This window comes from Bradyrhizobium sp. STM 3561, from assembly GCF_045571455.1.
Taxonomy (GTDB): Bacteria; Pseudomonadota; Alphaproteobacteria; order Rhizobiales; family Xanthobacteraceae; genus Bradyrhizobium; species Bradyrhizobium vignae.
Window position 1 is genome coordinate 3358701 of sequence record NZ_CP120695.1, and the last position, 22154, is coordinate 3380854.

At 63.6% G+C, this 22154-nt stretch carries 20 protein-coding genes and 1 tRNA gene; 6 read left to right on the plus strand and 15 right to left on the minus strand.

Annotation, left to right across the window (positions count from 1 at the left end; genetic code table 11):
- Positions 1-144 precede the first annotated feature (144 nt).
- From clpX to P6U28_RS15780, 4 genes are all read right to left on the minus strand, one after another.
- On the minus strand, positions 145-1416 hold the full coding sequence (clpX, locus tag P6U28_RS15765; RefSeq protein ID WP_008547851.1) for an ATP-dependent Clp protease ATP-binding subunit ClpX: 1272 nt from the start codon (positions 1414-1416) through the stop codon (positions 145-147).
- 413 nt (positions 1417-1829) lie between these two features.
- Positions 1830-2465, minus strand: a complete 636-nt coding sequence (locus P6U28_RS15770) for an ATP-dependent Clp protease proteolytic subunit (protein WP_027559514.1) — start codon at positions 2463-2465, stop codon at positions 1830-1832.
- 378 nt (positions 2466-2843) lie between these two features.
- Positions 2844-4205 carry a trigger factor gene (gene tig, locus P6U28_RS15775; RefSeq protein ID WP_407122701.1) on the minus strand — a complete coding sequence of 454 codons (1362 nt, stop codon included), beginning with the start codon at positions 4203-4205 and terminating at the stop codon, positions 2844-2846.
- 175 nt (positions 4206-4380) lie between these two features.
- Positions 4381-4465 (minus strand) — tRNA-Leu (locus P6U28_RS15780).
- A gap of 154 nt (positions 4466-4619) precedes the next feature.
- On the opposite strand from P6U28_RS15780, the gene P6U28_RS15785 reads away from it, so the two are divergent.
- On the plus strand, positions 4620-5921 hold the full coding sequence (locus P6U28_RS15785) for a multicopper oxidase domain-containing protein (protein WP_407122702.1): 1302 nt from the start codon (positions 4620-4622) through the stop codon (positions 5919-5921).
- A gap of 4 nt (positions 5922-5925) precedes the next feature.
- On the opposite strand, the gene P6U28_RS15790 is transcribed toward P6U28_RS15785, so the two are convergent.
- A complete protein-coding gene (locus tag P6U28_RS15790) occupies positions 5926-7425 on the minus strand; it encodes an NAD(P)H-hydrate dehydratase (protein ID WP_407122703.1) in 1500 nt (499 codons plus the stop codon).
- 380 nt (positions 7426-7805) lie between these two features.
- Here P6U28_RS15790 and P6U28_RS15795 point away from each other — a divergent pair, with 380 nt between their 5' ends.
- Together P6U28_RS15795 and glnA are read left to right on the plus strand one after the other, a co-directional pair.
- Positions 7806-8144 carry a P-II family nitrogen regulator gene (locus P6U28_RS15795; RefSeq protein ID WP_007603495.1) on the plus strand — a complete coding sequence of 113 codons (339 nt, stop codon included), beginning with the start codon at positions 7806-7808 and terminating at the stop codon, positions 8142-8144.
- Between the two features lie 153 nt (positions 8145-8297).
- Positions 8298-9707: a type I glutamate--ammonia ligase gene (glnA, locus tag P6U28_RS15800; protein ID WP_122402979.1), complete on the plus strand. Its 1410-nt coding sequence runs from the start codon at positions 8298-8300 to the stop codon at positions 9705-9707.
- A 191-nt stretch (positions 9708-9898) separates the two neighbouring features.
- Here glnA and P6U28_RS15805 read toward each other — a convergent pair whose 3' ends face one another.
- From P6U28_RS15805 to P6U28_RS15815, 3 genes are all read right to left on the minus strand, one after another.
- Positions 9899-10660: a slipin family protein gene (locus P6U28_RS15805; protein ID WP_122402978.1), complete on the minus strand. Its 762-nt coding sequence runs from the start codon at positions 10658-10660 to the stop codon at positions 9899-9901.
- The gene (locus P6U28_RS15810; RefSeq protein ID WP_407123080.1) at positions 10657-12039 is read right to left on the minus strand and encodes an NfeD family protein; all 1383 of its coding nucleotides are present in this window, start codon (positions 12037-12039) and stop codon (positions 10657-10659) included. The genes P6U28_RS15805 and P6U28_RS15810 overlap by 4 nt, the downstream gene beginning before the upstream one ends.
- Before the next feature lie 478 nt (positions 12040-12517).
- Entirely contained in the window at positions 12518-13480 is a 963-nt protein-coding gene (locus P6U28_RS15815; RefSeq protein ID WP_407122704.1) for an AraC family transcriptional regulator, read from the minus strand.
- A 296-nt stretch (positions 13481-13776) separates the two neighbouring features.
- Between P6U28_RS15815 and P6U28_RS15820 the strand changes: the two genes are divergently transcribed.
- The gene (locus tag P6U28_RS15820) at positions 13777-15267 is read left to right on the plus strand and encodes an outer membrane protein (protein ID WP_407122705.1); all 1491 of its coding nucleotides are present in this window, start codon (positions 13777-13779) and stop codon (positions 15265-15267) included.
- A gap of 13 nt (positions 15268-15280) precedes the next feature.
- Here P6U28_RS15820 and P6U28_RS15825 read toward each other — a convergent pair whose 3' ends face one another.
- On the minus strand, positions 15281-16054 hold the full coding sequence (locus P6U28_RS15825) for a gamma-glutamyl-gamma-aminobutyrate hydrolase family protein (protein ID WP_209295751.1): 774 nt from the start codon (positions 16052-16054) through the stop codon (positions 15281-15283).
- A 280-nt stretch (positions 16055-16334) separates the two neighbouring features.
- Here P6U28_RS15825 and P6U28_RS15830 point away from each other — a divergent pair, with 280 nt between their 5' ends.
- Positions 16335-17486 carry an AI-2E family transporter gene (locus tag P6U28_RS15830; protein WP_122402973.1) on the plus strand — a complete coding sequence of 384 codons (1152 nt, stop codon included), beginning with the start codon at positions 16335-16337 and terminating at the stop codon, positions 17484-17486.
- Positions 17487-17492: 6 nt separating this feature from the next.
- Here P6U28_RS15830 and P6U28_RS15835 read toward each other — a convergent pair whose 3' ends face one another.
- From P6U28_RS15835 to P6U28_RS15860, 6 genes are all read right to left on the minus strand, one after another.
- Positions 17493-17789, minus strand: coding sequence for an antibiotic biosynthesis monooxygenase (locus P6U28_RS15835; protein ID WP_122402972.1), 297 nt, complete (start codon positions 17787-17789; stop codon positions 17493-17495).
- A 96-nt stretch (positions 17790-17885) separates the two neighbouring features.
- On the minus strand, positions 17886-18125 hold the full coding sequence (locus tag P6U28_RS15840) for a hypothetical protein (protein WP_122402971.1): 240 nt from the start codon (positions 18123-18125) through the stop codon (positions 17886-17888).
- Positions 18126-18181: 56 nt separating this feature from the next.
- Positions 18182-19402, minus strand: coding sequence for a diguanylate cyclase (locus P6U28_RS15845; RefSeq protein ID WP_122402970.1), 1221 nt, complete (start codon positions 19400-19402; stop codon positions 18182-18184).
- 229 nt (positions 19403-19631) lie between these two features.
- Positions 19632-20111, minus strand: coding sequence for a 30S ribosomal protein S9 (rpsI, locus tag P6U28_RS15850; protein WP_018642439.1), 480 nt, complete (start codon positions 20109-20111; stop codon positions 19632-19634).
- Position 20112: 1 nt separating this feature from the next.
- On the minus strand, positions 20113-20577 hold the full coding sequence (gene rplM / locus P6U28_RS15855) for a 50S ribosomal protein L13 (RefSeq protein ID WP_027576505.1): 465 nt from the start codon (positions 20575-20577) through the stop codon (positions 20113-20115).
- 156 nt (positions 20578-20733) lie between these two features.
- Positions 20734-21162, minus strand: a complete 429-nt coding sequence (locus P6U28_RS15860; protein ID WP_129144929.1) for a PaaI family thioesterase — start codon at positions 21160-21162, stop codon at positions 20734-20736.
- Positions 21163-21248: 86 nt separating this feature from the next.
- Here P6U28_RS15860 and P6U28_RS15865 point away from each other — a divergent pair, with 86 nt between their 5' ends.
- A complete protein-coding gene (locus tag P6U28_RS15865; RefSeq protein WP_162500250.1) occupies positions 21249-22073 on the plus strand; it encodes an enoyl-CoA hydratase in 825 nt (274 codons plus the stop codon).
- The last annotated feature ends 81 nt before the right edge of the window (positions 22074-22154 follow it).

Consider the following 22154-nt stretch of genomic DNA (forward strand, 5'->3'; position numbering starts at 1 on the left):
ATCGACCCGGGGGGTGTCAAGTCACTGAAAAACGCGCGCCATCAGGCGCTTACGCACGCACTAAGCGACGCACCACCGACTGCGGAAATACCAGTTCCGCAGCCCACCTCGGGGAGACAATTGGAGCGTTCCAGCGCCGCCAGATCAGGCGCTGGCGTTCTCGACGGCGCGATCGGATCGATCGGCGTAGATGTAGAGCGGACGCGCCGTTCCTTCCACCACTTCGCGGGAAATCACGACTTCTTCCACACCTTCCAGACCCGGCAGGTCGAACATGGTCTCGAGCAGGATCGCCTCGAGGATCGAACGCAGGCCCCGCGCGCCGGTCTTGCGCTCGATCGCCTTGCGGGCGACCGCGCCAAGCGCCTCGTCGGCGAAGGTCAGCTCGATGTTCTCCATCTCGAACAGCCGCTGGTACTGTTTCACCAGCGCGTTCTTCGGCTCCGTGAGGATCTTCTTCAGCGAGGTCTCATCGAGATCCTCGAGCGTCGCCACGACCGGCAGACGGCCGACGAACTCGGGGATGAGGCCGTACTTCAGGAGGTCCTCAGGCTCGACGTGACGGAAGATTTCACCGGTACGGCGATCCTCCGGCGCAAGCACCTGGGCGCCGAAGCCGATCGAGGTCGACCGTCCGCGTGCCGAGATGATCTTCTCGAGGCCGGCGAAAGCGCCGCCGCAGATGAACAGGATATTGGTGGTATCCACCTGCAGGAACTCCTGCTGCGGATGCTTGCGGCCGCCCTGCGGCGGAACCGAAGCCACGGTACCTTCCATGATCTTCAGCAGCGCCTGCTGCACGCCCTCACCCGACACGTCACGCGTGATCGAGGGGTTGTCGGACTTGCGGCTGATCTTGTCGATTTCGTCGATGTAGACGATGCCGCGCTGGGCGCGCTCGACATTGTAGTCGGCGGCCTGGAGCAGCTTCAGGATGATGTTCTCGACGTCCTCGCCGACATAGCCGGCTTCGGTCAGCGTCGTCGCATCTGCCATCGTGAACGGCACGTCCAGGATGCGGGCGAGCGTCTGCGCGAGCAGCGTCTTGCCCGAGCCGGTCGGACCGATCAGCAGAATGTTCGACTTCGCGAGCTCGACGTCGTTGTGCTTGGTCTGGTGGTTGAGGCGCTTGTAGTGGTTGTGCACCGCGACCGAGAGGACCTTCTTCGCATGGCTCTGGCCGATCACGTAATCGTCCAGCACCTTGCAGATTTCCTTCGGCGTCGGAATGCCGTCGCGCGACTTGACCAGCGAGGACTTGTTCTCCTCGCGGATGATGTCCATGCAGAGCTCGACGCACTCGTCGCAGATGAAGACCGTGGGACCCGCGATCAGTTTGCGGACTTCGTGCTGGCTCTTGCCGCAGAACGAGCAATATAGCGTGTTCTTGGAGTCGCTCGTGCCGACCTTACTCATTCATGTCTCCGTCCGCGGTTCGATCCCGTTCCGCTCGATCGCTCCATTCCGACACGACGGCCGGTATGAAGCTTAAGTAGAGCAAATTCCGTACCAAAAAAGACCCTACGCATTACATCCAGTGCGAATCACGGTCACTCGATTCCCCGCGATCATAGCCGATCAATCGTAGCCAACCATGCTGTCACCCGACTATCAAGAATTCGCTAATCGGGGGTCGCCGGCTACCCGTGACAATACCGTGATTTCCGGACTTGGCACGGGCCAAAGTGATCGAAAATCACCCCGGCGTTGCGGGATTGCCACGAAAAACAAGCACGAAAGCGGAACTTCCCGCTTGTCGCAGCGCGCAAAACCGCGTTTTGCGACGCGCACCCGCCGACCCCCGGGATCGCCGTGACGCCCCAGTAATGCTACGGGGCTTTCGCCGGCGCGGGCTCCTCGGCGCGCTTGTCGATGACCTTGTCGACGAGACCGAACTCCTTGGCGTCATTCGCGGTGAGGAATTTGTCGCGTTCCAGCGCATCCTCGATCGACTTGTAGGTCTGGCCAGTGTGCTTCACGTAGATCTCGTTGAGCCGCTTCTTCAGGTTCAGGATTTCCTGAGCATGCAGCATGATGTCGGTGGCCTGCCCCTGGAAGCCGCCGGAGGGCTGGTGCACCATGATGCGCGCGTTCGGCAGCGAGAAGCGCATGTCCTTCTCGCCGGCGGCGAGCAGCAGCGAGCCCATCGAGGCCGCCTGCCCCGTGCACAGCGTCGAGACCGGCGGGCGGATGAACTGCATGGTGTCGTAGATCGCAAGGCCCGATGTCACCACGCCGCCCGGCGAGTTGATGTACATCGAGATTTCCTTCTTCGGATTTTCCGCCTCGAGGAACAGGAGCTGCGCGACGATCAGCGTCGACATGCCGTCCTCGACCGGGCCGGTCACGAAGATGATGCGCTCCTTCAACAGGCGCGAGAAAATGTCGTAGGCGCGCTCGCCACGGTTGGTCTGCTCGACCACCATGGGCACGAGGTTCATGTAAGTTTCAACCGGATCGCGCATGAGTCACCTAGGGTTTTCGGAGACGGACATCGCCGGGCCTGGCTGCCAGTTTGGCTGGATGCGCCGGAGGGGCGGATGGACGTCCCGTGATGCAGGAACTTGATAGAGGTAGAACGCGTAGCGACAGATATAGCCCAATTCGCGCCTGACAAGTGCGGAGCGCATTAAGGCTTAATCCGTGAGGCAGTTGAAGCTGATTCGTAGAATGAGGCCCAGCCGGCCATCTGGCTAGCTGGGCCTCTTTCCTGATCATCCTTAACAGAGGACTGTCCCGGAGCTCCTTTCCGATGGAATCGGAAAGGGGTTCTAGCTTCTATTTTCGACGCGTTTTCTTCGCGCGAAGCGGTATCCACTTCGCTCGAAAACGCTGTGGAGCCTTCAGGCCGCGGTCTTTTCCGCATCGTCGTCCTTGTAGAGGTCCTCGCGCGAGACCTTCTTCTCGGTCACGTTGGCGAGCTCGAGGATGAAATCGACGACCTTGTCCTCGTAGATCGGCGCACGAAGCTGGGCCAGCGCCTGGGCGTTGTTGCGGTAATAGTCCCAGACCTCCTTCTCGCGGCCGGGCATCGAGCGCGCGCGCTCGATCACGGCGCGGCCGACTTCGTCGTCGGTCACGGTGATCTTGTTCTTCTCGCCGATCTCGGAGAGCACGAGGCCAAGCCGCACGCGGCGATCGGCGATCTTGCGGTACTCTTCCTTCGCCTTGTCCTCGGTGGTGTCCTCGTCGGCAAAGGTCTTGCCGGCGGAATCCATCTCGGCCTTGACCGAATTCCACATCAGATTGAACTCCTCGTCGACGAGCGAGGGCGGCGCCTCGAAGCGATGCGCCTCGTCGAGGCGGTCGAGCAGCGCGCGCTTGACGCGCTGGCGAGTCGCGGTGGCGAACTCGGCGGTCAGGCGCTCGCGCGCGGCTTCCTTGAGCTTGTCCAGCGATTCCAGGCCGAGCGACTTGGCGAACTCGTCGTCGATCGCAAGGTCCTGCGGCGCCTCGATCAGGGTCGCAGTGGTCTCGAACTCGGCGGGCTGGCCGACCAACTTGTCGTTCATGTAGTTCTTGGGGAACGACACCTTCAGCGTGCGGGTCTCATTGGCGCCGATGCCGATGAGCTGCTCCTCGAAGCCCGGGATGAAGGTGTTGGAGCCGATCACGACCTGGATGCCCTCGCCGGTGCCGCCCTCGAAGACTTCGCCGTTGATGCTGCCCTTGAAGTTGATGGTGACGCGATCTCCGGAGGCGGCCTTGGCGCCCTCACCCTTGTCGGCATAGGTGCGGTTGGAATCGGCAATGCGCTTGATCGCCTCGTCGACGTCGGCGTCGGAGACATCGGCAACGGGCTTCTCGACCTGGAAGGTCTTGAAGTCGGCGAGCGCGATCGCCGGCACCACCTCGATCGCAACCGTGTAGGTCAGATCGGTCTTGCCGCTCAGCAGCTCCTCGACGTCCTTCTGCTCCGTCGGCATGGTGATCTTCGGCTCGGTCGCGAGACGGAAGCCGCGCTCGGAGAACAGCTGTGTGTTGGTGTCGCGGATGGTCTGGTCGATGGTCTCGGCCATGACCGAGCGGCCGTAGACCTTCTTCAGGTGCGAGACCGGCACCTTGCCCGGACGAAAGCCGTTGATGCGGACCTTGTCCTTGAGGTCGACGAGCTTGGCACCGGCCTTGGCATCGAGATCAGACGCGGGAACGCTGATCTTGAACTCGTGCTTCAAACCTTCCGAGAGGGTTTCTGTGACCTGCATGGCGTCCAATCTTCTTTTCGTTCGGCCCCGGCACGTCGCGCGTCGGGACGCTGTCATTAATCGATCCGGCGCGAGGCAAACGCCTCCACGCCGGTGGTTCATCGGACCGGCTTCAAGGCGGACGATCATCCGCGCGGAAGCAGGTCTCGTAATCCGTGCAAACGCGATAAGCGCTTGGTGCGGGCGGAGGGACTCGAACCCCCACAACTTTCGTCACTGGAACCTAAATCCAGCGCGTCTACCAGTTCCGCCACGCCCGCGTGAATTTGCATCAAGACCGGCCGCGATGCCGCGGGCGGCCGGGCTTATAGCATGTGCCTGACTGTTCGCAGCAAAAAAATGGCCTGATGGAGGCAGGCTTCAAGTAGGCACGATGGCTGGACTTATCCAGCGCGGCGTGGTCGGGATCACGCCATGACAACGCGGATTTTTGCCCCACATCGGCGCCAGGTGTTGGCAGGTCTCGGAGCCTCGGCAGCCGGGCTGATCGGCGGCGGCGCGGGCCCATCCGTGACGACCCAGCTCGCGCTTCAGGCGAGGCCGGCAACGCTCGCTCTGAAACCCGATCAGCCGGCTACACCGATCTGGGAGCTGGCCGCGGTAAGTCATCTCAGGGACGTTCGTCTCAAGCGCGGCGACCGCTGCGAGGTGGTGTTTCGGAACGACCTGCCTGTACCACTTGCGCCGGTCTGGTACGGCCTCAATGGCGCGACCGCGACCGACCCGCTGCGGGGGCGTGCGCCCGCCGCGCCAGATACGGCCGAAACATCAATCATTTCAATACCAAGCGCGGGAACCCTGCTGGCTGACTTCCGTCTCTTCGAGGGCGGCCTGAAGCAGCCGGCGCGCCCGCTCCCGATCATCGCGACCGAGACCAACCGGGTCGCCGTGGACCGCGACGAAATCCTGCTGATCGAGGAATGGCGCCTGCGGCCGGATGGCACCGCGGTCCCGCCAGGCCAGGAGCCAAAGGACACGACACCGCTTTATACCGTCAATGGCCGAACTTCATTCGATCTCTCAGCTTCGGCCGGCGAGCGGCTTCGGCTGCGCTTCATCAACGGCTCCCAACGTACTGTTCTGGCAATCAAATTGGAGAGCCACGAGGTCCGCGTGATGGCCCTGGATGGACAACCAGCCGAGCCGTTCCCCGCGCGCAACGGCGCGGTGGTGCTGGCCCCGGGCGCGCGAGCCGACGCGTTCGTGGATACGGTCACATCGGCCCCATTCCTGCTCCATGACGGCAAGGAGGTGCGCCGGGTCGGAAGCCTCGCCATCACTGGGAGGCTGGAGCGCGCACCGCTGTTGCCGCCGCAACCGCTCCCTTCGAACGACCTCCCCGAAAAGCTCGATCTGAGAGGCGCCCTGCGGTTCGATGTCGCGCTCGGTGCGCCGGACGCCGGTTGGACACGGCCCGCGAACTTCTCCACCGCCTCTGCCCCCGCCTTCCGCGCCAAGACCGGTCGCACCGTCGTGCTGGCCCTCAAGAACCCTGCCCCGACCAGCACCGTGTTCCACCTGCACGGCCACCCCTTCCGCCTGCTCGACAAGCTCGACGACGGCTGGAAGCCCTACTGGCTCGACACGCTCGCGATCGAGGCCGGCCAGACCCAGCGCATCGCCTTCGCGGCGACCTCACCCGGGCGCTGGCTGCTCGAATCCGTGGCGACCGATTGGGCAGCGCCGCGCTTGGTGCGCTGGTATGGGGTGGAGTGAGCGGTCAGTATTCGATGCCCAGCGCATCATAGATCCGCCGGTGCACGGCCGGCAGCGTCTCGGTGAGGTCCTCCGCGATCAGGCCCGGCCCGGCTTCGCTTGCCGCTTCGCCATGCATCCAGACGCCGATGCTCGCGGCCTCGAACGCCGGCACGCCTTGGGCCAACAGGCCTGCGATAATGCCGGACAGCACGTCGCCGGCACCGGCCGTGGCGAGCCAGGGCGGCGCGTTGGCGGCGATGGCGGCGCGGCCATCGGGGGCCGCGACGGTTGTGTCCGGGCCCTTCAGGAGCACGACCGCGCCGGAGCGCTCGGCGGCGGTGCGGACGCGCTCGAGCTTGGAACGGCCGGGATGCTTGTTGCTGAGATCGGAGAACAGGCGCGGAAACTCGCCTTCGTGCGGGGTCAGCACCACTGCACTGTCCCCCGACGACTTGATCCACTCGAACAGGCGCTCGGGTTTCGCCGCAAAGCTCGTCAGCGCATCGGCGTCGAGCACCAGATGCCGCTGCGCCGACAATCCGGTGTGGACCATGTCGCAGGTGCGTTCGCCGACGCCGGCGCCGGGGCCGATCATGCAGGTGGTGTAGCGCTTGTCACCGAGCAGCTCGCCGAACTCGACCGCGGTGTCGACGGGGCGGACCATCACCGCCGTCAGCGCGCTGGCATTGATCGCGAGCGCATCGCGTGGGGTCGCCAGAGTCACAAGGCCGGCGCCAGCGCGCAGGGCGCCGCGCGCGGCGAGCCTTGCCGCCCCCGTCGCGGCGGCATCGCCGGAGACCGCCAGCACATGGCCGCGCGCGTATTTGTGGCCGTCGATACGCGGCACCGGAAAGGCGGCACCCCAGACTTGCGGATCGTTCTCGAAGATCTGTGGCCGGATCTCGTCCAGTACCTCGGCGCCGATGCCGATATCGGCGAGCCGCACGCGGCCGCAATGCATGCGGCCGGGCAGCAGCAGATGCGCCGGCTTCTTGCGGAAGAAGGTGACGGTCTCGGTGGCGTTCACCGCCACGCCCATCACTGCCGCGCTGGTGCCGTTGATGCCGCTCGGCAGGTCGACTGCGAGCACCGGGGCACCGTTGCCGTTGATCGCCTCGATCATTTCACGCGCCTCGCCGTCCACGCCGCGGCTGAGGCCGGCGCCGAACAGCGCATCGATGATCAGCGCCGGCCTTCCGATCGCCTGTGGATTGAATGGCAGTACCGGATGCTTCCAGCCCCGCGCGGCGGAGGCCGCATCGCCCTGGAGCTGGTCGCGCTCGCACATCAGGATCACCGAGACCTCGCGCCCCTGGGCGGCGAGTTCGGCGGCTGCGACGAAACCGTCGCCGCCATTGTTGCCGGGACCGGCGACGATCAGGATCGGCCCCTCCTCCACCAGCGCATGGGCGGCCTCGGCGACCGCCTGGCCCGCGCTCAGCATCAGCTTGAAACCGGGCGTGCCGGCCGCAATGGCGAGCTGGTCGGCCCGCTGCATCTCGGCGTTGGTCAAAACTTCCATGCCACTTCCTAGTACAAACGCCTCTTCAACAGGCATCCTCCTTGCCGATCCGACGGCAGGGACGTCGACTTGCACATATATTGAACCGTTTGCCTATTTCGTAGTCTTCGGTATTTTGTGCAGGTCGGCGCCTCATCCAGAGATGCTCGTTAAAAGACTGATAACGCTCCAATAACCAGGGCATTTGCAACTTGGCATAGACCCTGCTTTCGAGGAAGCCGCTTCGGTTTGTCGTGCTCACTGGCATCTTACAGGGGGTGACCGGCCGTTGTTGCCGGACTGGTCAGGGATCCCGGCATAGAGAAGACAAGATCGTGCGTTGAGAAATGCGCATCCTGACGAAGACGTTGCTATTTGATCGAAAGGCCGGGAGTCGCGCAGTGAAGAAAATTGAAGCCATCATCAAGCCATTCAAGCTCGACGAGGTGAAGGAAGCGCTTCAGGAAGTCGGCCTCCAGGGCATCACCGTCACCGAAGCCAAGGGCTTTGGCCGGCAGAAGGGTCACGCCGAACTTTACCGCGGCGCAGAATACATCGTCGACTTCCTGCCGAAGGTCAAAATCGAGATCGTGATCGGCGACGATCTGGTCGAGCGCGCCATCGATGCGATCCGCCGTGCCGCGCAGACCGGCCGCATCGGCGACGGCAAGATTTTCGTCTCCAACATCGAAGAGGCGATCCGCATCCGAACCGGCGAATCCGGGCTGGACGCTATCTGAGCCGGGTGCTATCCCGCATTTTGCGTCACTCCGACAAGAAATAAGGCTGCTTCGGCGGCCCGATTTCGTTTGTGCGGTCGCGCGCGAACTCGCCAAAAGCGAGAATAATCTCGCTCACCTGGAAACCGACCCGCAGAGCCATAAGGGGTATGCATGAAGACCGCCAAAGACGTCCTGAAATCGATCAAGGACAACGACGTCAAATACGTCGACCTGCGCTTCACCGATCCGCGCGGCAAGTGGCAGCACGTCACGTTCGACGTCAGCATGATCGATGAAGACATCTTCGCCGAAGGCACGATGTTCGACGGCTCCTCGATCGCCGGCTGGAAGGCGATCAACGAGTCCGACATGTGCCTGATGCCCGATCCGGTGACCGCGACGATCGATCCGTTCTTCGCCGAGACGACCATGGTCATCACCTGCGACGTGCTCGAGCCGACCACCGGCGAGCCTTACAACCGCGATCCCCGCGGCATCGCCAAGAAGGCGGAGGCGATGGTGAAGTCGATGGGCGTGGGCGACACCGTGTTCGTCGGCCCGGAAGCCGAGTTCTTCGTGTTTGATGACGTGCGCTTCTCCGCCACCCCCTACAACACCGGTTTCCGTCTCGACTCCTCGGAGCTGCCGACCAACTCCGACACCGAATATGAAGGCGGCAATCTCGGCCACCGCGTCCGCACCAAGGGCGGCTATTTCCCGGTTCCGCCGCAGGACTCCGTGCAGGACATGCGCTCGGAAATGCTCGGGGCCATGGCCAAGATGGGCGTCAAGGTCGAGAAGCATCACCACGAGGTCGCTTCCGCCCAGCACGAGCTCGGCATGAAGTTCGACACGCTGACGCTGATGGCCGACCACATCCAGATCTACAAGTATTGCATCCACCAGGTCGCGCACATCTACGGCAAGACCGCGACCTTCATGCCGAAGCCGGTCTACGGCGACAACGGCTCGGGCATGCACGTGCACCAGTCGATCTGGAAGGATGGCAAGCCGGTGTTCGCCGGCAACAAATACGCTGACCTGTCGGAGACCTGCCTCCACTATATCGGCGGCATCATCAAGCACGCCAAGGCGATCAACGCCTTCACCAACCCCTCGACCAACTCCTACAAGCGTCTGGTCCCGGGCTATGAGGCGCCCGTGCTGCTCGCCTACTCGGCGCGCAACCGCTCGGCCTCCTGCCGCATCCCCTACACCGCCTCGCCGAAGGCCAAGCGTGTCGAGGTGCGCTTCCCCGATCCGCTCGCCAACCCCTATCTCGGCTTCGCCGCGATGCTGATGGCCGGCCTCGACGGCATCAAGAACAAGATCGATCCGGGCCCGGCAATGGACAAGGATCTCTACGACTTGCCGAAGGAAGAGCTGAAGCAGATCCCGACGGTGTGCGGCTCGCTTCGCGAGGCGCTCGAGAACCTCGACAAGGACCGCGCCTTCCTGAAGGCCGGCGGCGTGTTCGACGACGACTTCATCGACGCCTATATCGAGCTGAAGATGACCGAAGTCGAGCGCTTCGAGATGACCCCGCATCCGGTCGAGTTCGACATGTACTATTCGGGGTAAATCGCCCGAACCGGACAAGAGATGCAAAAGGCGCTTCCGAAAGGGGCGCCTTTTCGTTTGCGCCGTTGGGCCTGCAGGCTGGGTTGGCCCCACTGGCGTAACCCACCATGCTTCAGCAAATGTGCGACGAAGTTGGTGGGTTACGCCCAGCAACCATTTGGACGAAGCTGGGTCGTCCGCGGCGCTACCCCCTACGGGTTGTTGGGCCGCGGCATGAGATGGTCGAGCAAGCCGGCCGGCAGCGGAAACACGACGGTCGACGACCGTTCACCGGCGATGTCGTGCAGAGCCGCGAAATAGCGCAGCTGCATGGCCTGAGGCTCCTGCGCGAGGATGCGGCCGGCTTCGACGAGCTTTTCGGCGGCTTGCTCCTCGCCCATCGCATTGATCACCTTGGCCCGCCGCAAGCGCTCCGCCTCTGCCTGTTTGGCAATCGCGCGAACCATGGTTTCGTTGATATCGACGTCCTTGATCTCGATGCCGGTGACCTTGATGCCCCAGACGTCAGTCTGTTTGTCGAGGATCTCCTGGATGTCGGCGTTCAGCCTGTCGCGTTCGGCAAGCATCTCGTCGAGCTCGTGCTTGCCGAGCACCGAACGCAACGTGGTCTGGGCGAGCTGGCTGGTCGCGGCCATGTAATCGCCGACCTTGATGATGGCGCGCTCGGGGTCGACGATTCGAAAGTACAATACGGCGTTGACCTTGACCGACACGTTGTCCCGCGAAATCACGTCCTGCGGCGGAACGACCTGCACCATCACCCTGAGATCGACCTTGACGAGTTGCTGCACGATCGGGACGAGGATGATGAGGCCGGGCCCCTTCACCCCGGTGAAGCGGCCGAGCGTGAAGACGACGCCGCGCTCGTATTCGCGCAGGATTCGAATGGCCTGGGATAGAAATATGACGACCAGCAGCGCGAGCGCCGCATAGGTCAAATATTCCAGCATCATGATGTACCTCCCTCGCCTCTTGGGGCGGACGTGCGCCGTATCAGCAGCGTCAGGTCGATGACGTTGGCGATTTCGACGATGTCTCCAGGCTTGAACGTTTCGGCGCCGCGCGCGCGCCAGCGCTCACCATGGGCGAACACATGACCTTCGTCCCCGTTCCAGTCGAGAATCTCGGCAGGCAAGCCTCGCATGGCCTGCGCACCGACCCGTGCAGGAGCTTTGCGGACACGCCGAAGCGAACCAAGCACGACCAGAGCAACGCCGGCGAACACAGCTGCAGTGATGCCGATCACCCACCACGACAAGCGATAGCCGGGCGCCTCGACCCTGAACAGCATCAGCGCGCCGAGCACGAAGGCGATGATCCCCCCGAGACCGATCACCACCGTCGGATTGAAGGCTTCGATGGTGAGAAGCACCAGTCCGACCAGCATCAGGGCGAGACCGGCATAGTTGATCGGCAGCAAATTGAGTGCATAGAGACCGATCAGCAGGCAGATCGCACCGATGACTCCGGGAGCGACGGCGCCGGGCGACATGAACTCGAAGATCAGACCGTAGATGCCGACCATCAGGAGAATGAAGGCGACGTTGGGATCGGTGATGACCGCCAGGAAGCGGGATATCCGTCCGGGCTCGATGGCTTCGACGACAGCATCTTTCGTCGCGAGGCGTTGTGTCTTGCCGCCTGCAAGCTCCGCCACGCGGCCATCGACCTGCCGCAGCAATTCGGCCTGATCGCGCGCGACGAGATCGATGGCATGTGCCTCGAGCGCGCCGTTGGCAGAGAGTGTCGCAGCCTCACGGACCGCCTTCTCCGCCCAGTCCGCATTGCGGTTGCGCAGCTCGGCGAGGCTGCGGATGAAGGCAACGGCGTCGTTCGTGGCCTTCGCCGTCATCGCGTCCTTCGGCTCATCCTTCTTGTCTTTGCCGTCCTTCTCCGGCGTACCGCTCGGCAGGCCCGGCAGCGGCCCGCCAATCTGGACCGGCGTCGCCGCGCCGATATTGGTGCCGGGCGCCATCGCCGCGATGTGGGTCGCATAGAGGATATAGGTCCCGGCACTCGCCGCGTGGGCGCCGGACGGGGCGACGTAGCCGATGACGGGGACGGGCGAGGCGAGCACATCCGCGATAATCTCGCGCATGCTGGAATTGAGACCGCCGGGCGTATTCATTCTCAGAAGCACGACCTCGGCACGCCGTTCGCCCGCCTTGGCCAAAGCCTCCCGCACATAGCTGGCCGACGCCGGGCCAATTGCCCCGTCGATCGAAACGACCAGGGCAACACGGCTGCTCTCCTCCGCTGAGCTGGGAAGGAGGCAACAAGTCAAAGCCACGGCGGTGATCGCCGCAACGAGGGCCGCCTTCATGGTCTGCACGGCAAGGGCTCCCTTGCAGACCATATGGTGGTCCTCTCGGGAACCTCAATGCTGCGCGTGGAGGCCAACGTCATGATTGTGCAACGCAATGCAAATCGCCACGCAGAATGTCGATGTGATCGGCTGAGTAGAGGCAGCCGCGGACCAGGTCACAGTTGGATTCGCCCAGCGTCAGGCGCGGCTACCGCGCTCAAACATAGAGCTTGCGCCCGCCCGTCAGCCTTCGTTCTGCATCTGACTCCAATTCGTTCTCAAAGAACAAATCAGAGCCGTGAAAATCGGGACGGAGCAATTCCTACTGATTGGTTTATTCCGCGCGAGATTTCGATTGCGCATTGGACAGATGGCGCAATCGTCGCCGGCCTTGCCGTCGCAAGCGCGGCGGAGCTGGTCTTCGGCAGCGACCGTGTTGCCCATCATCGGGATGCAATTCCAGTTTGGAAATCCTGGTGGAGCAAGCGGCCGATCCGTCCGTAGCTCATTTGCGGGCACGGATCTCCGACGGGGACGCGCCGTAGACACGACGAAAGGTCCGATTGAAATATGAGATGTCGTTGAAGCCGGACCGGTGCGCGATGTCGCTGATCGAGCGGCCTGCGAGGCCGACATCCGTCAGCAACTTGTAGGCCGAGGCGAGCCGCTGGTTGAGGACAAACTCGGTAAAGCTCGTACCTTCGGTCTCGAACAGCCGTCGGACATAGGATTTCGAAATGCCCTGCTTGGCAGCCACAGAGTCCAGACTCAGCCCGGGATTGCCGGACTGCGCGCGGATGTGAGCTTTGATGCTCCGCATTCTGGCGGCTGCAAGGCCGCGCGTGTGCGCCATCTCGGCGGCATCCGGCGTGGCTCCCAGCAACAGGGCGCCGAGATCGAGCATGTGGTTCACGACGGCCCGCCGCATTGCGGCGTTCGCGAGCGTCTGTCTCTCATTGACGATGCCGAGATAATCCAGAAAGAGCGACAGCGCTGGATTCTGTTTGTCGAGCGGTCTGCCGATGGCGTCATCGAAGTTGCTGACCAGGGGCGCAATCAGCGCGCGGCTGATCCGCCAAGTGACCACGCGCCTCGTCGTGTAGTTGGTCGCGGTTCCCGGCAATCCATTCGTGGTCAGGGCCGCCTCGCCCGGACCGAGATGCGTCTCGTGGCCATTTTGATTGTGGATGGCCGCACCATCGAGGTTGAACACAATCACGGGATCGTCGTTGTCGATCATCGCTTCGGTGTGGCGACAGAAAATCGGAGAAACGGTCGCGGCCGCGACGGACATCCCAGGCAACGCCCGCAGCTTCATGTCGATCTGAAGCGCCGCGTCGGGCAACGGCTCGATCTCCAGCTTGAGAATTTCACGGCCGTAGATCTGATGAAAGGCTTCGATCCTGTCGCGCTCGGCAAAGGCGGAGCTCGACAGCTCCAATGCGATCAATTCGTCGCCACTATCCAACGCACCGCTCCGTAACAGCAAGATCCCCCGGCGGTCCTTTTGTCGCAGGAAATGGCGCAGCGTTCAAAGGACTTTCATGCAGCCTCCAATTCGGATGCGCTGGCGCTGCATGATGCGACGCGGGCTCCGGACCGACGCGCCTGCCGATGTGGCAAGGCGATCACACTGGATGGCAATCGTCAGACTTGTGTCGATCAGTCCAAGTCGGTGTAGCGCGTGCCCCAAGCCGAACGCGCCGCACTCCCGCTATAGCTCCCTGATGTTGCTCGAAATTGCGCGCCGGTTGCAGAGGGCTCATGGCAATCACGGAAAAAATCATTTCGGCTGCTACACTTGGTCTGGCATTGACGCAGGCGGCATCCGCCGCAGACCTTCCTGTCAAAGCGGCTGCGCTTCCGCCTCCAATTGTCGATTGGAGCGGCGTCTATGTCGGCGTGCATGCCGGCTATGGCGGCGGCATGAACGATTGGTGGATTAACGACCCCCGCGAACCGACCGTCGATTATGCTGCGAACGGCGTGCTCGCCGGCGCTCAAATCGGCATCAACAAGCAGATTGCAAATTTCGTTTTTGGCCTTGAACTGGACGGCTCATGGGCGAACATCCGCGGATCGCAGAGGCTGCGGCTCGGCTTCCCGTTCTTCGGCGACGTGACCAGCACCACCACCTCGAGGATTGACGCGTTGACCACGGTCGCCGGTCGCGCGGGGCTCGCCGCCGATCGCTGGTTCGCCTTCACCAAGTTCGGACTTGCCGGTGCCTGGGAAACGCACACCAGCAACGCCGCGGGCGATTTCGGCTTCGGTGCATTTTCCACCAGCCTCAGCGGACGAGAGTATCGCTGGGCGCCGCTGATCGGATTTGGAGCGGAATACGCGTTGGGAGGAAACTGGTCGGTCAAGGCTGAATACGATTACCTGCATTTCGGCACCCGGCAGGTTGGCATGAGCGGCAGCACCACGTCTGCCGGCGTGACGACTCCGGTCGCGGGAGATGTCCCGATTGCGCAGGATTCCATCCACCTGATCAAGCTGGGGGCGAATTACCGACTTGGTGAGGTCGCGGCCGATCCCAAATATCCGCCGGTCAAGACGGCATCCGGCACGAACTGGACCGGCGGCTTTGTCGGCGTGCAGGCCGGTTATGGTCTTGGTCGCGAGTCGCGCCATCAGGACCCCTCGCCTCTGCCGGGCAGTGGCAGCTTCGATACAAGCGGGTGGCTCGCCGGTTTTGATGGCGGCGTCAACGTGCAGTCCGGCGCGCTGGTCTTCGGCGTCGAAGGTGAATGGATGTGGACCGGCATCCAGGGCAGCCGGTCCTCTGCGTTTCCGCTGTTCGGCGCCGCGGCCACGAATGATCTGAGCACCTCGATCGACTGGCTTGCCATCGCCAGCGGCCGTGCCGGCTTCGTCGTCGGCGATCGCCTGCTCGTCTATGGCAAGGCGGGTGTCGCCATCGCCAATGAGAGCCACGCGTTCAATGGTGCGGCATCCTTCGGGGCCGTCAGCCAGAGCATGGCGGTTCAGGGGAAGATAGTGCACTCAGGCGGCGTGATCGGCGCGGGACTCGAATACGCGCTTGCCGGCAACTGGTCGCTCAAGGGCGAGTACGACTTCATCCGCATGATCAACCAGCATACGAGCCAGAGCGGCAGTTTCAATCAAACCGGCTTCCCCGCGGCAGGGGCCGCCGCCAACAGCTGGATCACGCAGGATCTGCATCTGTTCAAGTTGGGCGTGAACTATCACTTCAATCCGCTGCCCGGGGCCGTGACCGCCCGCTATTGATCGGGAGCGTGAGCTACGCCGCCGCCTTCTGCCGCGTCACCAGCGCTTCGCCAAAGGCCTCGAATAGCTTGCGGTTGATCGGGTTGTGCTGCGGGTCGTACTCCGCATGCCATTGCACGCCGAGCGCAAAGGTCGGGGCCTCGGCAATGCGGATCGCCTCGATGGTGCCGTCCTCGGCGACGCCCTCGATCAGCACGCGCTTGCCGGGATCGAGGATGCCCTGGCCGTGCAACGAATTGACCCTGATCCTCTCGCAACCGAGAATTTTTGCGAAGGCGCCGCCGGGCGTCAGATCGACGTCGTGACGGTCGGCGAACACCACGGTGGGATCGGGATGGATCTCGCCGTTCTCGAGCCGGGGCATGCGGTGGTTCATCCGGCCGGGAAGCTCGCGGATCTCGGGGTGCAGCGACCCGCCGAAGGCGACGTTCATCTCCTGCAGGCCGCGACAGATGCCGAACAGCGGGATGCCGCGGGCGACACAGGCGACCGAAAGGGCTAGCGCGACCTCGTCGCGGTGGATGTCATAGGGCTCGTGCTTCTCGCACGGATCGACGTTGAATCGGGTCGGGTGCACGTTGGCGCGGGCGCCGGTGAGGATGATGCCGTCCACGGTATCGAGCAGCGCCGCGATATCGGTGATGTCAGGGGAGCCCGCGAACATCAGCGGCAAGCCACCGGAGACTTCGGCCACGGCGCGCAGGTTTCGCTCGCCGACCATCTGGACCTGAAATCGATTTTCGACGCGATAGGAATTCCCGATCACGCCGACGACCGGCTTTCTCATCTGTCGTTCCGCGCCTCCTGGTAAGAAGATTCTCCAAACATGCCCTCCGGATGGAACAAATTCAACAGAAGGGATCGCGGGACGGCAATGCTATTTTCGCGCAAATGGCCGGCCCGGCGAGCCCTGGGCAGGCCGGGCGACGGCTACTCCGATCGCTCGCGAAGAGGGCCAGAGGCCCGCAGCAACGACGAGGCGCGCCAAGCCGGCGCACGCCGCTTGATCCCCGGCAGGATTTCGCGAAAGAGTGCGCTGGCGCCGCCTCGCTCGAAAAGGATCTGATGTGACGATTCCCAGAGATGACCGCCCGCGTGCCCGCAGCGACCTGGCTCGGGATCAGGCCTGGGCGATTTCCGTCGGAGGCATCGGCGTCGTACTGTTCACCGCCCTGCTCGCCTTCACCTGGTATTTTGCGGCCACCCTGCTGCTGATCTTCACCGGCATGCTGCTCGGCCTCGGCCTCAACGCGCTGGTCAATGCGCTCGGCCGCCGGGTCAACCTCCCTCACACGTTCCGACTTGCCATCGTCTGTGTCGCGCTCGCTTTGCTCCTCGCAGGCATCGCCTATCTCGGCGGCGCCACGATTGCCGAACAGGCCTCGGTGCTGAGCAAGACCATCAAGTCGCAGATCACCAATGTCAGGTCGTTCCTCGAGAACCACGGCATCGACACCAGCTTCTTCGATCTCGGCAGCACCGCCTCGGACGCCTCGGCCACCCCATCGTCGGACGCGACACCCGCGCCGGCGGCGCCCTCGCGTGGGCCCTTGCCCGGCGCCGGCGCGCTCGCTTCCAGTGGCGGGGCGATCGTGAGCCAGACCCTCAAGCTGCTGCTCGGCACCATTCACGGCGTGGGCAACATCTTCATCGTGCTGTTCCTGGGCCTTGCCTTCGCCGCCCAGCCCAGCGTCTATCATGACGGCCTGCTGTTCCTGGCGCCGGCGAGGCACCGCACGCGCGTCGCTCTGATCATCGACCGCATAGCTGAGACGCTGGAGCGCTGGCTGATCGCCCAGATCGTCGTCATGATTGCGGTCGGTGTCGTGACCTGGATCGGCCTTGCCGTCATCGGCATCCCCGGCGCGTTCATCCTGGGAATCCAGGCGGGCCTGCTCGCCTTCATCCCCACCGTCGGCGCCATCATCGCCGGCGTCGTCGTGGTGCTGGCAAGCCTCGCCTCGGGCTGGATTCCGGCACTATCGGCCTTCCTCCTCTTCATGGGCGTGCATGCCATGGAAAGCTACGTGCTGACACCGATCCTGCAGCGGCAGGCGCTGGACATCCCGCCGGCTACGCTGTTCGCGTTCCAGATCCTGCTCGGCGTCGTGTTCGGCATCTGGGGCCTCGCGCTGGCGCTGCCGCTGGTCGCGATCGCCAAGGTCATGATCGACCATTTCAAGACGTATGAGGCGCCGCCCCTGGCGGAGGCAGCCTGACCCGCTTTACGTGGTGAGCACGGTCTCGGTGTGCTCGACCTCCGGGGCTGCGGCAAAATACTGCCCGACCAGGCCGCGCCATTCGGTGAAATTCTCCGAGCCGCGGAAATCGACGGTGTGGTTCTCCAGCGTCGCCCATTTTACCATCAGCCGGTAGCGCTGCGGCTTCTCCATCGACTTGTGCAGCTCGAAACCGTGAAAGCCCTTGGCGCGGCCGAAGGCGGCCTTGGCCTTGGCGACGGCCGCCTCAAAGTCCTTCTCGCTGCCCGGCTTGACGTCGATTTGCGCGATCTCGGTGATCATCGGTTTCCACCCTTTTGTTGATGGCCGTGTCTACCGCAGACAGCGACAAAGAAAAAGGCGCCGAAACGGCGCCCCGCCCGGCCTGGAAATGCAGGCCTATCGGGCGAACAGCAGGACCGTGCCCGCGACGATCAGTGCACAACCGACGAACAGCGCGAGCGGCCAGTAGCTGCGCCTGTGCGCGTAGCGGCCCTGCGCGCGGCGTTCGGTGATCAGCGCCTTCTCGTATTCATCCGCGGTCGAGAACAGACAGGCGAAACCGCCGCGTGCCGAGGCCGCAGCGGCTTCGAGCGACATCAGGGTGACTTGCGGATTCCGTCGGCGGATCGATTCCATACCGGAATGATATGGGATCGAACGGTAAACAGAGGATTACCGCAAGACGCCGCCGTTCAGGCGGTGGCCGGACGCGCCTGCGATGGACCGGTTCGCGCGGCGCTCTGGCGGCGCCAGTTCTCCAGCGACAGTGGCAGTTCCTCCGCCGCCTCGACACGGTTACGGCCGCCGCGCTTGGCCTGGTAGAGCGCGGTGTCGGCCGAGGCCAGCAGCACCTCCAGCTCGGTACCGGCCGGACCGCCCGCGACGCCGATGCTGACAGTGGTGTCCACCGGGCCTTCATCGACCACGACGCCGGAGGTCTCGAATGCCTCGCGCACGCGCTCGGCGACGAGCACGCCCTCCTCCAACGAGCACGGCAACAGAGCCGCAAACTCCTCGCCGCCGATGCGGCCCGAGAGGTCGGAGATGCGCAAGTTGCTGATCACGACAGTGGAGAACAGTTTCAGCATCTCGTCACCGGCGGGATGGCCGAAGCGGTCGTTGATCGACTTGAAGTGGTCGATGTCGAAGATCATCACGGTCACCGGCCGTCCGGCCTTGGCCTCGCGCTCGATCACGCGCGCACAGGCTTCCGAGAAGCCGCGCCGGTTGAGCATGCCGGTCAGCGGATCGGTCGACGCGGCGGTCCGATGCGCGGTGACGGTGCGTTCCGACACCAGCATGAAGATCACGAACACGGTTCCGACGGCATAGAGTATGAGCTCGACCGCGAATACGGTGACCCAGATGCTCGAGGAGAAGCCGGCATCGTGCGGACGCAGGAAACTGCCGATCAGGATCGGCAGCATCAACACGCAGCCATGCATCGCCGGCATCATGAAGGCCGGCCAGCGTCGTTGCAGGCTCTTGCGCCGTTCGGTCCAGAGCTCGCTCGCGGTCAGCGCCGCATAGACCGAGACGATGCCGGCACCGACGAGCATGCGCAGCATCGATGCTGTGGGATCGAGCAGCGTCGCGGCAGTGACCCAGGCGAGCGCGCCGAGCACGAGGCCGGGCCAGTTCGGCTTGCGGCCGTGGAAGACGCGCGCCGCGTTCCACACCATGCCGCAGGCGACGAAGCCGACGGCATTCAGCGCAAGGTAAAGATGGGCGCCCAGCCTGTCGCCTGCTGCGGTCCACAGCGCGACCGAGGCAGCACCGAGGAGATAGGCGGTGCCCCACCATTTCAGCGCCGGGCTGTTCTCCTGCCTGCCGAAAAACACCATCATGGCGCCGAGCAGTGCGGCGACCATGGTGGCGACCAAATAGAGCGTGATGCTATCGAGCGACATCATGTCGGCCCCCTCTAGAACATAGCAGTTACGCGATCGGCACATCCGATTTGCGCGCCCTTCCAAGTGCGACGCTATGTCCCGCGGGTTCCATTCAGGTTTTCGCGGATCCCTAAGTTTTCGGGAAACACGCCATCAATTTGCATACAAACGAACAACAAAAAGGGCGCTGAAATCGGCGCCCTTTTGCATCTCATTGAAGCCGCTTTCGCGGCAAATGCGACAGAAGCGATTAACGCTTCGAGAACTGGAAGGACCGGCGAGCCTTGGCCTTGCCGTACTTCTTGCGCTCGACCACGCGGGAGTCGCGGGTGAGGAAGCCGCCCTTCTTGAGCACAGAGCGCAGTTCCGGCTCGAAATAGGTGAGCGCCTTGGAGATGCCGTGACGGACCGCGCCGGCCTGGCCGGACAGGCCGCCGCCGGCGACGGTGCAGATCACGTCGTACTGGCCCGAACGCTGGGCCACGGAGAACGGCTGCTCGATCATCATGCGCAGCACGGGACGGGCGAAATAGACCTCGACCTCGCGCGAGTTGACGGTGACCTTGCCGGCGCCCGGCTTGATCCAGACGCGGGCGACCGCGTCCTTGCGCTTGCCGGTGGCATAGGCGCGATTGAACTTGTCGACCTTCTTCTCGTGCTTGGGCGCTTCGGGCGCGGCCGCCGTCTTGAGCTGCGAGAGCTGGTCGAGCGACTGGATGGATTCGGCCATGTTATGCGGCCCTCGTGTTCTTGCGGTTCAACTTGGCGATGTCGATCTTCTCGGGCTGCTGCGCCTCATGCGGATGATCCGGCCCGCCGTAGACGCGGAGGTTGCCCATCTGCACGCGACCGAGCGGACCACGCGGAATCATACGCTCGACGGCCTTTTCGAGCACGCGCTCGGGATGACGACCCTCGAGGATCTGGCGCGCGGTGCGCTCCTTGACGTGGCCGACGTAACCGGTGTGCTTGTAGTAGGTCTTCTGCTCGCGCTTGCGGCCGGTGAGGACCGCATGCTGCGCGTTGATGATGATGACGTTGTCGCCGCAATCAACGTGCGGGGTATAGGTCGGGAGGTGCTTGCCGCGGAGCCGCATGGCGACGATGGTGGCGAGACGGCCGACGACCAGACCCTTGGCGTCGATCAGCACCCACTTCTTCGTCACCTCGGCCGGCTTTGCCGAAAAGGTTTTCATGTCAGAATTTCCGTGAGGGAGACATCGGCGCGAACACCGCACCGGACTGCGCGGGTTTCTAGAGAAGACAGGCGCAACGGTCAATGCCCTGAGATGGAAATTATAACAACGAAATCAATATCTTGAAAATATGGTGCTATGTTACCTGCAAAAACCTCAAACATTTGGAATGGAATAGGTGGAGGTGACATGGGCGATCGGGTCGGCGGATGTGCCCGACAGGAGGTTCACCTCCCCAACTGCCAGGCGCTTGCCGAGCTTGAGCAGCCGAGCCTCGGCCAGCACGTCCTGGCCTGGCTGGCCCTTGCGCAGGAAGTTGATGTTGAGATTGGTCGTGACCGCGAGCCCGATCGGCCCGATCGCGGACAGCAGCACCACGTACATCGCGAAATCCGCGAGCGCCATCAGCGTCGGGCCGGACACGGTTCCACCCGGCCGCAGCATCCTTTCGCTGTAGCGCTGGCGCAAAAGGCTGGTCTGGCCGTCCGCGCTCTCGATCGTGATGTCGTCACCGCTGAAGGCCTGGGGAAACTCGTCACGGAGGAACTGCTCGAGCTCCACTACGCTCATTTTCGCTGACGCCATGTCGTTCCCCACCCTCGCTTCGCTTGCCCTGTTACATTAAGTTATTGGTGTCATCCAATTGCAATCATTTAGCGGAAATCGCGTCAATGTCCGTCCAGGCTGCCCGCGCCCCCTCCCCGCAACCGCCGATCCTGCTGCGCGAGATCGTCGGCAGTGTCGCCGTGCTCACGCTGAACCGACCAGCCGCGCGCAACAGCCTTTCGGAGGCGATGATCGGACAGCTGCATGCGAGCCTCAATGCGATCGCGGAAGACAGGCACATCCGTGCGGCCGTCATCGCAGCCAACGGGCCGGCTTTTTCCGCCGGCCACGACATGAAGGAGCTGACCGCGCGCCGCACCGATCCGGATCGCGGCCGGGCTTATTTTGCGCAGATCATGACGGCGTGCAGCGCCATGATGCAGGCGATTGTGCGCCTGCCCAAGCCCGTGGTCGCTGCCGTCCAAGGCATCGCCACCGCGGCGGGCTGCCAGCTCGTGGCAAGCTGCGATCTGGCGATCGCCTCGGAAGCGGCGAGCTTCGCCACTCCCGGCGTCGACATCGGCCTGTTCTGCTCGACGCCGATGGTGGCGCTGTCGCGCAACGTGCCGCGCAAGCAGGCGATGGAGATGCTGCTGACCGGTGAGCCGATTCCGGCCGCGCGCGCCCGCGAGATCGGCCTCGTCAATCGCGTGGTCGCCGCGGGTACCGAACGCGAGGCCGCGATCGCGTTGGCGCAACAGGTTGCGCTGAAATCCGCGTACACCGTCAAGCTCGGCAAGGAGGCGTTCTATCGCCAGGCCGAGATGAGCCTTGCAGATGCGTATCGCTATGCGGCGGAGGTCATGACCGAGAACATGATGGCGCGCGACGCCGAGGAAGGCATCGGCGCTTTCATCGAGAAGCGCGCGCCGACATGGCGGGATGAGTAACTGTATCTCTTGTGCCGTCGGGGCGATGCGAAGCATCGAACTATGGTGCGCAATTGCGCACGTGAGAATCTCGAGATTCCG

Bases quoted from the DNA above. Each gene is read 5' to 3' on its own strand.
- clpX (WP_008547851.1), bottom strand. From the start codon at position 1,416: ATGAGTAAGGTCGGCACGAGCGACTCCAAGAACACGCTATATTGCTCG.
- P6U28_RS15770 (WP_027559514.1), bottom strand. From the start codon at position 2,465: ATGCGCGATCCGGTTGAAACTTACATGAACCTCGTGCCCATGGTGGTC.
- tig (WP_407122701.1), bottom strand. From the start codon at position 4,205: ATGCAGGTCACAGAAACCCTCTCGGAAGGTTTGAAGCACGAGTTCAAG.
- P6U28_RS15785 (WP_407122702.1), top strand. From the start codon at position 4,620: ATGACAACGCGGATTTTTGCCCCACATCGGCGCCAGGTGTTGGCAGGT.
- P6U28_RS15790 (WP_407122703.1), bottom strand. From the start codon at position 7,425: ATGGAAGTTTTGACCAACGCCGAGATGCAGCGGGCCGACCAGCTCGCC.
- glnA (WP_122402979.1), top strand. From the start codon at position 8,298: ATGAAGACCGCCAAAGACGTCCTGAAATCGATCAAGGACAACGACGTC.
- P6U28_RS15805 (WP_122402978.1), bottom strand. From the start codon at position 10,660: ATGATGCTGGAATATTTGACCTATGCGGCGCTCGCGCTGCTGGTCGTC.
- P6U28_RS15820 (WP_407122705.1), top strand. From the start codon at position 13,777: ATGGCAATCACGGAAAAAATCATTTCGGCTGCTACACTTGGTCTGGCA.
- P6U28_RS15825 (WP_209295751.1), bottom strand. From the start codon at position 16,054: ATGAGAAAGCCGGTCGTCGGCGTGATCGGGAATTCCTATCGCGTCGAA.
- P6U28_RS15835 (WP_122402972.1), bottom strand. From the start codon at position 17,789: ATGATCACCGAGATCGCGCAAATCGACGTCAAGCCGGGCAGCGAGAAG.
- P6U28_RS15840 (WP_122402971.1), bottom strand. From the start codon at position 18,125: ATGGAATCGATCCGCCGACGGAATCCGCAAGTCACCCTGATGTCGCTC.
- P6U28_RS15845 (WP_122402970.1), bottom strand. From the start codon at position 19,402: ATGATGTCGCTCGATAGCATCACGCTCTATTTGGTCGCCACCATGGTC.
- rpsI (WP_018642439.1), bottom strand. From the start codon at position 20,111: ATGGCCGAATCCATCCAGTCGCTCGACCAGCTCTCGCAGCTCAAGACG.
- rplM (WP_027576505.1), bottom strand. From the start codon at position 20,577: ATGAAAACCTTTTCGGCAAAGCCGGCCGAGGTGACGAAGAAGTGGGTG.
- P6U28_RS15860 (WP_129144929.1), bottom strand. From the start codon at position 21,162: ATGGCGTCAGCGAAAATGAGCGTAGTGGAGCTCGAGCAGTTCCTCCGT.
- P6U28_RS15865 (WP_162500250.1), top strand. From the start codon at position 21,249: ATGTCCGTCCAGGCTGCCCGCGCCCCCTCCCCGCAACCGCCGATCCTG.